Annotated in this window: 12 protein-coding genes; 11 read left to right on the top strand and 1 reads right to left on the bottom strand. The window is 49.3% G+C overall.

What is annotated here, in order from left to right; all coding sequences use genetic code 11:
* Positions 1–53: 53 nt before the first annotated feature.
* The 10 genes from VN23_RS05400 (at position 54) to VN23_RS05355 (ending at position 11,021) form a co-directional block, all read left to right on the top strand.
* Entirely contained in the window at positions 54–686 is a 633-nt protein-coding gene (locus VN23_RS05400) for a LysE family translocator (RefSeq protein ID WP_046350011.1), read from the top strand.
* A gap of 44 nt (positions 687–730) precedes the next feature.
* The gene (locus VN23_RS05395; protein ID WP_046350010.1) at positions 731–1,387 is read left to right on the top strand and encodes a YidC/Oxa1 family membrane protein insertase; all 657 of its coding nucleotides are present in this window, start codon (positions 731–733) and stop codon (positions 1,385–1,387) included.
* A gap of 112 nt (positions 1,388–1,499) precedes the next feature.
* Positions 1,500–2,318, top strand: coding sequence for a carbon-nitrogen hydrolase family protein (locus VN23_RS05390; RefSeq protein ID WP_197433029.1), 819 nt, complete (start codon positions 1,500–1,502; stop codon positions 2,316–2,318).
* Positions 2,319–2,428: 110 nt separating this feature from the next.
* Positions 2,429–4,357 (top strand): RecQ family ATP-dependent DNA helicase, encoded by a 1,929-nt coding sequence (locus tag VN23_RS05385; protein WP_046350008.1) that lies wholly within the window; start codon positions 2,429–2,431, stop codon positions 4,355–4,357.
* A gap of 125 nt (positions 4,358–4,482) precedes the next feature.
* A complete protein-coding gene (locus VN23_RS05380) occupies positions 4,483–5,049 on the top strand; it encodes a thymidine kinase (protein WP_046350007.1) in 567 nt (188 codons plus the stop codon).
* Positions 5,050–5,626: 577 nt separating this feature from the next.
* Positions 5,627–7,228, top strand: coding sequence for a methyl-accepting chemotaxis protein (locus VN23_RS05375; RefSeq protein ID WP_046350006.1), 1,602 nt, complete (start codon positions 5,627–5,629; stop codon positions 7,226–7,228).
* A 394-nt stretch (positions 7,229–7,622) separates the two neighbouring features.
* A complete protein-coding gene (locus VN23_RS05370) occupies positions 7,623–8,342 on the top strand; it encodes a metal ABC transporter ATP-binding protein (protein WP_046350005.1) in 720 nt (239 codons plus the stop codon).
* A complete protein-coding gene (locus VN23_RS05365) occupies positions 8,342–9,205 on the top strand; it encodes a metal ABC transporter permease (RefSeq protein ID WP_046350004.1) in 864 nt (287 codons plus the stop codon). Before VN23_RS05370 ends, VN23_RS05365 begins: the two co-directional genes overlap by 1 nt.
* Before the next feature lie 414 nt (positions 9,206–9,619).
* A complete protein-coding gene (locus VN23_RS05360; protein ID WP_046350003.1) occupies positions 9,620–10,501 on the top strand; it encodes a metal ABC transporter solute-binding protein, Zn/Mn family in 882 nt (293 codons plus the stop codon).
* A gap of 88 nt (positions 10,502–10,589) precedes the next feature.
* Positions 10,590–11,021, top strand: coding sequence for a DUF3299 domain-containing protein (locus VN23_RS05355; protein WP_197433028.1), 432 nt, complete (start codon positions 10,590–10,592; stop codon positions 11,019–11,021).
* Between the two features lie 18 nt (positions 11,022–11,039).
* Here the strand turns inward: VN23_RS05355 and VN23_RS05350 are convergent, their stop codons facing one another.
* Positions 11,040–11,522, bottom strand: coding sequence for a GNAT family N-acetyltransferase (locus VN23_RS05350; protein WP_197433027.1), 483 nt, complete (start codon positions 11,520–11,522; stop codon positions 11,040–11,042).
* Between the two features lie 192 nt (positions 11,523–11,714).
* Here VN23_RS05350 and VN23_RS05345 point away from each other — a divergent pair, with 192 nt between their 5' ends.
* A complete protein-coding gene (locus tag VN23_RS05345) occupies positions 11,715–12,029 on the top strand; it encodes a DUF2325 domain-containing protein (protein WP_046350001.1) in 315 nt (104 codons plus the stop codon).
* Positions 12,030–12,039 lie beyond the last annotated feature (10 nt).

Genomic DNA, 12,039 nt, shown 5'->3' with positions numbered 1-12,039 from the left:
CGCAAGCAAAATGCTAAAATGCGCGCCTTAATTTTATAAATTAAGGCGCGCATATGTTTGGCATTCATGATTTAGGCTTGTTTGTTATTTCTGGTCTGCTACTCAATATGGCGCCGGGGCCGGATTCTTTGTTGATTGTTTCCCGTAGTGCTGCGCAAGGCTGGCGATCTGGCTCGGCCGCAGCGCTGGGGATAGGCAGCGGCACTTTGGTGCATGTTTTTGCCGCGGCTTTGGGCTTGTCAACCCTCTTAGCCACTTCGGCAATGGCATTTACGCTTGTGAAATATATAGGCGCAGCTTATTTACTTTATATGGGCTGCACGCTTTTATTGAGCCGGGCATCAGCACCTGCCATTAGCCAGCCAGTGCAAACACTCGCTTACCGGGCGGTTTTTCTGCAAGGCTTCTTCTGTAATTTACTTAATCCCAAAGTAGCCCTCTTTTTTCTCGCCTTTGTACCGCAATTTATTTCCAACGATTCTCCTTCCAAAGCTCTTGCATTTATCTTACTTGGCTGCATATTCAATGCCAATGGCATGCTATGGTGTCATTTTTTAGCCATCTCATCGGCAAGAATCAGCCAGCGCATTCAAATCAGCAGCGCTTTTTCTAGCTGGATGAATAGAGCGATCGGCGCGATTTTTATTTCTTTCGGCATCAAACTCGCCTTATTTAGCCGCAGTTAAAACCAGCCACTGCTTGCAGGGCTCAAACACGATGGAGATATGCAATGGAGCTGTGGGCCTTATGGACAAATGTATTTACAGTAAGTATCAGCATGCTGACATCCCATCTGGGCCTATCTGAAGCGCTCGCCATTATACTGCTCACGCTCTGCGTTCGCGCCGCCATGATGCCGCTATCGCTCGCCTCAGCGCATCAAATGCATAAAAACAAATTAGCAATAGCTAAGCTAAAGCCCATGCAGGCCAAGCTCAGCGAGCGACACAAGAGCAACCCACGCGAACTCATAAAGCAAACTATGGCGCTGTATCGCGAGCATGGCATTTCTTTTTTTAGTAAGGCCATGCTGGTCAACCTGACTTCACGTACTGTGTTTGGCATAGGGTTTTTCCATGCTTTAAGCCGCATGAGTATTACCTCAAAGTTTCTATGGATTGCCAGCTTAACCAAGCCCAATTTTGTACTGAACATTTTAGTGGGTGCTCTGATGTTCCTCGGCTTGATCCTCATGCCTGGCGCAACGAGCGACACTAGCAGCATGCTAATGCTGATGATTCCGGTGATTATTTCCATCATCGCCCTCCTCTCCTTACCCGCCGCGATCGGTGTTTATTGGGCCAGCTCAAATGCCGCGACCATTGTGCAGGCGCTTTTGCTCAGAGGCATGATTAAGCGTGCGGAACAGCGCACTTCGCTAGTTTAATTACGCCAATATTCAGGGAGGGTGCAGCCCAGTTGTATTTTAGTTAGCGCACATGAGGCTTTACCCTCCCTGCAAGCAACCTTCTTAGCCCCTTAATATGCAAAAAATGAATATGAATAGAGCCCATCGTTCTCCCCGCATTGCCATCGTTCAATCCAAAATGCATTGGCGCTGCGAAGAAAACACAATTGCTATTCTGGAAAATTTAGCCCAAGCGGCAGAGGCAGGGGCGCACATATGTGTTTTTCCGGAACTGGCGATCACGGGTTTTCACCGCTTGATTAAAACAGAAGCAGAGCCGCTTCGTGTCGAGCACGCCTTACGCCAGATACGCAACCTTTGTAATGAAAAATCAATTGCTTGCGTGGTTGGCACCCCGACTTTTACTCAGGATAAGCCGCCATTTAACAGCCATATTCATATTAACGAGTTTGGTGAAATCGCTGCTGTGATCAGCAAAATCGGCCTTACAGCTAGCGAAGCTAGCTTTTTTGCTGCGGGATCAAGCCGCACTATTGCTCATTTACACCAAACTCGCTGCACATCAGTGCTTTGCCGTGAAGTAGAGGATTTAGAGTCCATCAGCACGCAACTCACTCCAGGCATTTGCGATATTATTTTTTGGCCTAGTCTCATTGGACACGCCCCCAGCAATCCGCCAGATCCTTTTGAAATAGATTACCTGCCTATGGCTCAGCAGCTTGCAAAGCAATCAGCAGCCCATCTTATTCAATGTAACTGGCCTAACTCGCTCAATACGCCAGACGCTTGTTATCTTGGCGAAAGTGCAGTCATCTCTGCGACAGGTGAGCTACTGTTTAAACTCCCCAGAAATCAAGCAGGAATGGCGATTTTTATACTCGGCAGCGATCAATACAGATGGCTAGCACGGGAGCCTCTTAAATCCAATCCTGCCATCGCCATTGAATAGGCCCAACAAGCCATCAATAACTCGGCAAAAATCTTACAACTCTGTTAATATTCGCTCCCATTACGCTTATCGTTTTAGCTTGTTATCTTGCACTCTGGAATCAAAGTCTTATGCTTAACGCCGTACCGCTTTCTGAACAACTTCAACACTATTTTGGCTTTAGCCAGTTTCGTAATGGTCAGCGTGAAGTCGTTGAAGCACTAGTGGACGGGCATTCGGCGATGGCGATTTTTCCGACTGGATCAGGAAAATCGCTCTGTTATCAGCTTGCTGCCTTACAAATGCCCCATCTCACTCTGGTTATTTCCCCGCTTTTGGCTTTAATCCGCGATCAGCTGGCTTTTCTGCAAAGTAAGGACATCGCCTCGGCCGCCATTGATTCCAGCCAAAGCCGCGAAGAAACCCAGCAGGTTATGAAAGATGCGCAGGAAGGCAAGCTTAAGATTTTGATGGTGTCGGTAGAGCGTTTAAAAAATGAGCGATTCCGGCGCTTTATTGCGCAAATCCCCGTCTCGCTTTTGGTGATCGACGAGGCGCACTGTATTTCTGAATGGGGCCATAACTTCCGCCCCGATTATCTGAAGCTACCTGATTACAAACGCGAATTAAACATCCCGCAGGCGCTGTTGCTGACTGCAACGGCCACCCCGGCGGTGATTAAAGATATGGCGGCCAAATTTGCTATTCAGGACGAGCACATTACCGTTACCGGCTTTTATCGCTCTAATTTGCATCTGCATATTCGCCCCACAGAAAGCACCCATAAAGACGCCACGCTGATTCATGTGCTTGGCAAAACACCCAATGCGCCCTGTGTGGTGTATGTTACCCAGCAAAATACCGCCGAAGTGGTCGCGACCATGTTACAGAGCAAGGGCATTCACGCCACCGCCTACCATGCGGGGCTGGATAATGTGGTCCGCCAGCAGATTCAAGACGATTTTATGCGAGGCGAGTCACAAGTGATTGTAGCGACGATTGCCTTTGGCATGGGCATCGATAAAAGCGATATCCGTCAGGTGATTCACTACGACTTACCTAAATCGGTAGAAAACTACAGCCAGGAAATTGGCCGCGCCGGGCGTGATGGTGAAAAATCGCTCTGTACTTTACTGGGCAGCCAGGATGGCCTGAATCTACTGCAAAACTTTGTGTATGGCGATACGCCAGAGCAGGCATCGATTGCCAAAGTATTGCAAAATATTGTGAGCAACACAGAAAACGGCCAGTGGGAAATGACGCTGTACGATTTATCCTCGCAAAGCAATATTCGCCAATTGCCATTAAAAACGCTGTTGGTTTATTTAAATATGCAGGGAAAAATCCAGCCCCTATATAGCTATTACAGCGAATACCGTTTTGTATTACAAATGAGCGAAGCCGATCTTTTGGGGAATTTTAAAGAAGAGCGCCGCGACTTTATTACATCTTTACTCAAGCATTCCAAGCTCGCCCGCACATGGTATAGCTTTGATTTTGATTCTTTCCTCGGCGAATTCCCCGCTCAACGCCAGCGTGCCGTTGCAGCCTTAGAGTATCTGGATGAGAGCGGCTATTTGCGCCTGGAAACCAAGCAAATGACCGACGTTTATCAAGTATTAACGCCGATTAATCCGGATGAATTATCGCTCAGCTTTTACCAGCAATTTAATGCCAAAGAGCAAAAAGAAATTGGCCGCCTCGCCCAAATGCTGGCGCTCTTTGAAAGCACGCAATGCCTGAGCCATACCTTAGCCGTTTACTTTGGTGACGAAGCCGCCCCTGCCGCCTGTGGTCATTGCAGCGTATGCCACGGCAAGCCAGCCACGCTACCCGCCCCACCAGCACTTGTGCCGGTTGATGATTTAGACTTAGAAGCCATGTGTGCCGATCTGCTTATCAAGGCAGGCAAGCCACTCAGCGCCCATTTGCTCAGCTGTTTTCTGTGCGGCATCACCTTGCCACTACTCACCAAATATCGCGCCAGTAAAATGGCCTATTTTGGCAAACTGGCGGATTACCCCTTTGCCGACGTAAGAGCTGCGTTTGCTGCAAGCTAGTTTACGGCGCATATCAATGATGTGATTGCCCGCGCAACAGACAATGCAAACCGTGCGCTAAACACTGCCGCTCGCAAACACGCTTATTGCAGCGTAGAATGCGGCACTTTTCGTCGGGAGCTACCATGGCCAAACTCTATTTTCGCTATTCCGCAATGAATGCGGGTAAATCTACGGCCATGCTGCAAGTTGCCCATAATTACGAAGAACGCGATATGCAAATTGCCCTGTTTACCGCAGCGATTGACGACAGGCATAGCGTAGGTACCGTGGCTTCCCGCCTTGGCATGACCCGGCAAGCAGAGATTTTTAATGCGGATACCGATTTTAACCAGCTATTTGCCAGCAGAAAAGTCGCCTGTATTTTAATTGATGAAGCGCAGTTTCTTAGCCCGGAACAAGTCAAACAGCTGCATATTCTGGCCCACCAAAGCAATTTTCCGGTGATTTGCTATGGTCTTCGCACTGATTTCTCAGGCGAGCCATTTCCAGGCTCCACCTATTTATTAGCGCTGGCCGATGATTTGGAAGAAATGAAAACCATTTGTCAGTGCGGCAAGAAAGCCACTATGAATCCACGCGTTAATGCGCAAGGCTGCCGTGAAGGCTCGGGCGAGCAAATCTTGATTGGCGGCAATTCCAGATACCAAGCCATGTGTGCCAAATGCTTTTACTCGGCCAAAATTGTCTAAGGCTTAGGCCCTTGCAGCGCATCCGCTTCATCCTATCCATTGAAGTGATGCGCTTTAGCCGCGAATACTTTTAATAGCAGAGGCTTTCGCGGCTAAAACTGCTGCTACAAAAAAAGCCCCTTCCTGTCGCCACCCCCGCATGTTTTTGCTAGCGATTAAGCGCCAATATCAAGCTCCCGACAGCTCGGGAATAGCGGAATTGAATCAATCGAATCTTCACCTGCCCGGCACTTGTGCTTATATAGCCAAGGGCATTTTTACGCGGCTATGCTGCGGCTTCAATCTGGCAAACACCGCCATTAAAAACACAAGAATAAATACTAACAAAAGCTAATGATTGATATTCTTTCAATTAATTTACACAACAAAACAATCCCACCATAAATTCCAAGCATTTTCCGGAAATTGAACACCCACCACATAAATCAAAATACTTACTAGTTTACTGTTATTACAAACTTAAATAGCGATCAAAATCAAGATGATAACAATTGTCATTATTAAACATATGACATATTTATAAATAAAACGCTATGATCCACCCCTTGTTTGGCACTAAAACCATAAAAACCCTATCATGACGATTTCTAAACGACTTATTTTCCTGATTGCACTTTCACTTACATCTTCATTACTTATTGCCAGCATTGCTTGGCAGCAATTAAATAGTGCAAATGAATCTCTGCAAACAATCACTGAACAAAATATCCCTGCTATTCATACCCTCAATCAAATCAGCCTCTCTTTTAAAGAGCGCCGCGTGCAGCTTTATCAGCACATCATGGCCCACGATGCAGAAGGCAAAAAGAAGTACGAGCCGCGTATTCAAGCACTATCACAAGAAATTAACGACGCCGTACAAAAGCTCAATACCAGCAAATGGATAAGCAGCAGCGAGCTATCCGCCGCACTAGCCGCATACGATCCTGTTTTCACTGAAGTGCTCAAACTTTCCAGAGAAAACAATGAAGAAGAAGCCCAAACTTATGTGCAGCAGTACGGCACTGTAGTGGGCATGCAAGTCAATACCGCGCTAAAAAAATTAGCCGATGACAACACGCGCACCATTAATCAGGCCCGCGAGCAATTTAATACCGATCAACAGCAAGCCAAGCTGGTTTTCTTAAGCATTGTGCTACTGAGCTGCCTGCTGCTACTCAGCCTTGGCAGCTATATCTACAAACAAATACGTAAGCCTTTACAAGATACCGTCAATACCATGCAAAGCATTGCTGACAAACTGGATCTTTCCTTACGCATTCCGCACACCAGCAAGGACGAAATTGGCCAGATGGTGCAAACCATTAATCAGGTGCTGGCGCATATTCAAGGCTCTCTTCAGCAAATTCAAAAAAACAGCAGCGATGTTCATCAAGCAGCAACAGGGCTGGCCCAAATGGCCGAACAACAATCGATTAATGCCGAAATCGCCAGTGAAACGGCCTCGGCCATGGCGGCCACAGTAGAAGAAGTCAGCAGCAGCATTAGCCTGATCGCCGAGCGCAGCCAGGATACCCGTAAGATCAGCCAAGCGGCACACATGCAGGCCGAGCTGGGCATTACTGTGATTGATAATACGGTGGAGCAGATTTACGGCATTGCCGCCCAAGTAGACGAAGCGTCCAGAGAGCTTGGCGAGCTGCAAGACAGCAATAAAGAAATCCAGAACATGGTGCAAATCATTAAAGAAATCGCCGATCAAACCAGCTTGCTGGCGCTCAATGCCGCCATCGAAGCCGCCCGCGCCGGTGAAGAAGGCCGTGGTTTTGCCGTGGTAGCCGATGAAGTACGTAAGCTTGCCGAACGCACGGCCCGCTCTACCCAGCAGATTGTAGGCTCGGTAGAGCGCATCCATCAGGGCGCAAACCGCGCGGCAGAACGCATGCTGGATGTAGTGGGCCGAGTCGATCAAGGCGTGGCCATGGTGGGCGACGCAGGAAAATCCATGCGGGAAATTCGCAGCGCATCGCATCATGTGGTGGCGCAAGTCAGCGATATTTCTCTGGCCATTAACGAGCAAAGCGCGGCCAGCCACGCCATGGCCTTGCAAGTAGAACGCACCGCCAGCATGGCCGAAGAAGCCCACGCCGCCGCCAAACACGAAGCCGATTCGGCCAAGCAATTACGTAAACTGGCAAACACCATGCAAAACGAAGTAAACCGCTATCGTTTGAGCTAGATTGTAAGGAATCTCACGAGGTAAAATCCACCGGAGTGATGTTCCTGTAGGTTGGGTTAGCGGGTTTGTTCGCCGATTTGAGACAAACAAACCTGCGTAACCCAACATTTAGGCATAAAAGAATGTTGGGTTACGCGATATATCTAAGCTTAGTAAACCTCTCACGCATACTACGCACCCAACTTACCCACCCTATGCATCTACAATATTCACGTCAAATGCAACTGACTTGCACAAACGGGCAATAAATTGCTATTGTAAAAAAGAAACAGCGTTCCGCAAAAAGGAAAAAGCAAGTGAAAGGTTTATTTGAAATGGCAGCGTGGCAGCGGGTGCTGTGTGTGCTGCCCTTATTATTACTACTCTGGGCACTCACTGATTGGGCTTTGCAAGCATGATGGAAGTCCACCACCTTACCCTGTGCTATCGCGACAGGGCTGCTGTTCACTCGCTATCTGGCCGCTTTGAAACCGGCAGCCACACCGCGATTGTCGGCCCCAATGGCGCGGGTAAATCAACGCTGCTCTCTGCCTTGGCGGGCATCAAAACGCCGGATGAAGGCCATATCCATGCCCACGGCAAGGTGGCGTATTTAGCACAGCTTTCAACACTGGATAAACAATTTCCCTTAATGGTCAGAGAATTGGCCTTGGCGGGTGCTTGGTCCCGGCGCGGCGCTTGGCGTGGCTTGTCTAAGCAAGATCGTGAGCAAGCCGATAGTGCTTTAGAGCAAGTCGGCTTAAGTGACTTTGCCAATGCCCCCATCAGCAATCTATCGGGCGGGCAGCTGCAAAGAGCGCGTTTTGCACGGCTGATTGTAGAAGACGCCGATGTGCTGCTGCTAGACGAGCCCTTTGCCAATGTAGATAGCACCACCATCGATAAGCTTTTAGAAGTGCAACACAACTGGCATCGCATGGGTAAAACACAGATCACCGTTTTGCACGATATTTCGCAAGTACGGGCGCATTATCCACAAACGCTGCTACTGGCCCAATCGGCCATCGCATGGGGCAACACTTCAGATGTACTGACCGAATCGCTGCTGGCCGAGGCCAATCGTCGCGCCCAGCACTGGCGTAATGATGCCGCTTGGTGCGAGGTATGCGAATAATGGCTCAATTTGAAATCATCAGCGCGGTCAGCGAATTTGCATTTATGCGCCGCGCCCTGATCGGCAGCATGGCGCTGGCTATCGGCTGCGCCCCTGTCGGCGTTTTATTACTACTACGCCGCATGTCTTTATTTGGCGATGCGCTATCGCACGCCGTTTTACCCGGTGCGGCCATTGGTTTTTTACTCGGCGGGCTCACCTTACCCTGGCTGGCCGGAGGCGGCTTGATCGCTGGCCTGCTCGTTGCCCTTGCTGCCAGTGTGGTGGCTAGAAAATCGCGTTTAAATGAAGATGCCAGCTTTGCCGGGTTTTATTTATTGGCCCTCGCCATTGGTGTGCTGATTGTTTCTAAATGGGGCAGCAGCGTCGATCTGATTCATCTTTTATTTGGCTCAGTATTGGCGATTGATGATCCATCGCTCTTGATTGTTAGCTCCGTGGCCAGCATTACCCTGCTTTGGCTGGCGATTGAATATCGCGGCATTGTGCTGGAATGCGCCGATTCTGGCTTTATCGCCGCCACCAGCGGCAACGGCATGCGCTTTCATATTGGCTTTATGGTGATTGCTGTGCTTAATTTTGTGGCCGCATTTCAAGCGATGGGCACGCTGATGGCCGTAGGCCTGATGATGCTACCCGCCGCCACCGCCCGCCTCTGGGTGGAACGCTTGTCGATGCTGTTTGCCGTATCTTGGCTGATCGCCCTCTTTGCCTGCGTCGCAGGGCTAGTCGCGTCTTACCAATGGGATTTACCCTCAGGCCCCGCCATTGTTTTAATTGCTGGCGGGCTGTACTGCCTGTCGCTGCTCTTCGCCCCCTTCGGCTTATTTATCCGCCGCAAAGCGAGGCATCATGCTGTTTAGGTGGATGGTAAAACCCAGATCTTGAACCACGGAGGGCACAGAGAACAAGGAGTTTCACGGAGGAAACCGAGTTTGAATTGAGCCTTATGCTTTGTGTGTATTTCAATTTCAACCATCAGCGTTTTCATCACGGCTCATTGCATAGGGCTTTTACCCTCCCCTTGAAGCACGCCGAAACGAGGAATAAGCGGATCGGGGTTTCGGAAAAGGGGTAGCGGGCTTGCTCTTGAGCAGCCTTTTCCGCCGAGCCGATTATCCGCAGTGAGGGGCCTTCGTGCTGGTCGGGGCGGCCTTCTTTGCGTGCTAGGATTTCTGGCCGTTCAAGAAAGTGAGTCCCACGCGGGGAATCCCGCACCAAAATCAACGTGCCAAAGGCACTTAAAAAAACAACCCACAGAAAGAAGGACTCCCCCCATGCATAAACACTTACTCGCCCTGCTACTGGCTGCCAGCAGCCTTGCCCAAGCGGCTCCGCTTAAAGTTGCGGCTAGCTTTAGCGTGCTATCTAATTTGGTTCAAGAAGTGGGCGGCAAGCGGGTGGAGGTCAGTAGCCTCGTGGGCATGGATGAAGATGCACATATCTGGCAAGCCAAGCCTGCGGACTTAAAAAAACTCTCCGCCACCTCGCTGTTTTTTGTCAATGGTTTGGGCTTTGAAGGCTGGTTAAAACGGGTCGAGCAGGCTTCGGCCTATAAAGGGCAAGTGATTACCGTCAGTAAAAACATCAAGCCACGCGAAATGGCCGACAATGATCACGGACACAAATGCCATCAGCATGGTCATACCGATCCGCATGCATGGCATGATCCACGCGCCGTGGTGTCTATGGTTGAAGAAATCAAGCTGGCTTTAAGCAAGGCCGATCCGGCAGGTGCAGCAGAATACGCGCAAAATGCCGTGCGTTTTACCACGCAAATTAAGCAGCTTGATCAAAAAGCAAGCGCAGCCTTTGCCGCAATCCCGGCAGCGAATCGCAAGGTGGTGACTTCGCACGATGCGCTCGGCTATTTAGGTGCACGCTATCAGCTGCAATTACTGCCTTTGCAGAGTATTTCTACCGAAGCCGAGCCCAGCGCCCGCCAGATGGCTACGCTGATTCGTGAAATCCGCAAAAACAATATTCGCGCGGTGTTTGCCGAGAACATCAGCAACCCCAAGCTGATTGAACAAATCGCCCGCGAAACCCAAGCCAAAGTCGGCCCGCCGCTCTATACCGACGCCCTATCTAAAAAAGCCCCCAGCTGGCTGGCTATGTTCAGCCACAATACACAGGCGATTCTGGATGCTTTGAAATAAGCTGGCCCTATTCCCGTACGGCGGGTTTCGCCCGCCCTACGAATGCAGCAACCCAGCTATGCCCACCCAAAACAACAGCCTCCCAACCATGCAAAAACTCATCCTCCCCCTTAGTCTTCTCGCCTTGGCAGGCTTGCTCGCATCTTTAGCTTTTAATGCCGAAGACAATCTGGTGAGCTGGTCACTGCTCGCCAAGGGGCAAGTAAAACAAGGCTTGTTTGGCGAGGTAGAAACCACTTTTGATCCGGCCATTCAAACGCTGGAGCAAAAAGACATCAAGCTGGCTGGATTTATGTTTCCCCTGCAATCGGGAGAGAAGGTGCGGCGCTTTATTTTATCAGCCAAGCAGCCCACGTGCGCCACCTGCATGCCTGGTGGCGCAGAGGCCATGGTGCTGGTGAATAGCCAGCAGCCGGTTAAAATCAGCACCGAGCGAGTACAAGTAAAAGGGCAATTTAAAATTGCACCACAGATGGGGCTGCTTTATCAGCTTAATCATGCCCTTGTAAATGGGAGCTAAGCCGCGTCTTAGGCTGAGCTATTCAGGCCGCGTAAGATGCTTACGCATTAAAGCGTTTTCTATCCACTGCCCATGTACTTCGGTAGATAGGCTGTAATCTACGATAAAGCCATGGGAAATAAAAAAAGCCTGCCCACTGATGCTGATAAAGCAAAAAACATCAGATAGCTTCATTTCAAGGGCCCGGTCTTCTAAATGCCTCAGTAACCCCTTCCCAACACCCTTGCCCTGCCAATCGCCATGCACAAAAAAATGGTTAATCAAACCATTACTTTGCAAATCAGCGTACGCCACCAGCTTGCCTTTGTACTCCACCACCCTAGGGTTTAATTTGCCAAGTAATTTTCCCCAGTGCTCAACGTTAAACGCTTTGGGGGCCCAGCCCGCTAGCTGTTCGGCACTGTAATCATTCTGGCAGCCCTGATGAATGCTTGTGTAATATAAATCATGCAATTCAAGTGCATCTTCAGGCTGATAACGGCGGATATGCAGATAAGACATAGGCTTCCTCCAAGCTAAATCCAGTATATGCAAACCCTTTTGCACCTGCCTGCAAAAAGCCTGTGCTAAAAGCCTAAACACAGCAAGATGCACAAAAAAAACAAAAAAAGAATATTGATTTAATTTAATATTCTTAATGGGCCTATAAAGAACTGCTACGCTGATCGTATACCTTTCAAATAAAGGGCAGCTATGCAAGCGTATATTGTTGGCGCAGACCATCTTGGCCATATTCCAAAATTACTCGCCCTGTATGGCATCACCATAGGCGAGCATATTACTGGCCGAAATCCATCCCATCAGCGTAAACCCAGCGGCTTAAAGGATATGGATATCATGATTTTATTTACCGATTTTCTAGGTCATAACGTGATGAAAAACTATCGTGCCGCAGCCGCTGCCAATCGTATGCATATTGTGGCCTGCCGCAGATCACAAACGGCACTACAGCAATCCTTACAAAACTGCCCTGCATTGAGCCAGACGGTATTTTCTGACCACGCATAAAAAACAACAG

This window comes from Janthinobacterium sp. B9-8, assembly GCF_000969645.2.
GTDB lineage: Bacteria > Pseudomonadota > Gammaproteobacteria > Burkholderiales > Chitinibacteraceae > Iodobacter.
Note: the sequence above shows the minus strand (reverse complement) of the source record. Positions and strands in the feature narration are given on the sequence as shown.

Excerpts from the sequence above, each read along its gene's own strand:
- VN23_RS05400 (WP_046350011.1), top strand. The coding sequence starts at position 54 with ATGTTTGGCATTCATGATTTAGGCTTGTTTGTTATTTCTGGTCTGCTA.
- VN23_RS05395 (WP_046350010.1), top strand. The coding sequence starts at position 731 with ATGGAGCTGTGGGCCTTATGGACAAATGTATTTACAGTAAGTATCAGC.
- VN23_RS05390 (WP_197433029.1), top strand. The coding sequence starts at position 1,500 with ATGAATAGAGCCCATCGTTCTCCCCGCATTGCCATCGTTCAATCCAAA.
- VN23_RS05385 (WP_046350008.1), top strand. The coding sequence starts at position 2,429 with ATGCTTAACGCCGTACCGCTTTCTGAACAACTTCAACACTATTTTGGC.
- VN23_RS05380 (WP_046350007.1), top strand. The coding sequence starts at position 4,483 with ATGGCCAAACTCTATTTTCGCTATTCCGCAATGAATGCGGGTAAATCT.
- VN23_RS05375 (WP_046350006.1), top strand. The coding sequence starts at position 5,627 with ATGACGATTTCTAAACGACTTATTTTCCTGATTGCACTTTCACTTACA.
- VN23_RS05370 (WP_046350005.1), top strand. The coding sequence starts at position 7,623 with ATGATGGAAGTCCACCACCTTACCCTGTGCTATCGCGACAGGGCTGCT.
- VN23_RS05365 (WP_046350004.1), top strand. The coding sequence starts at position 8,342 with ATGGCTCAATTTGAAATCATCAGCGCGGTCAGCGAATTTGCATTTATG.
- VN23_RS05360 (WP_046350003.1), top strand. The coding sequence starts at position 9,620 with ATGCATAAACACTTACTCGCCCTGCTACTGGCTGCCAGCAGCCTTGCC.
- VN23_RS05355 (WP_197433028.1), top strand. The coding sequence starts at position 10,590 with ATGCAAAAACTCATCCTCCCCCTTAGTCTTCTCGCCTTGGCAGGCTTG.
- VN23_RS05350 (WP_197433027.1), bottom strand. The coding sequence starts at position 11,522 with ATGTCTTATCTGCATATCCGCCGTTATCAGCCTGAAGATGCACTTGAA.
- VN23_RS05345 (WP_046350001.1), top strand. The coding sequence starts at position 11,715 with ATGCAAGCGTATATTGTTGGCGCAGACCATCTTGGCCATATTCCAAAA.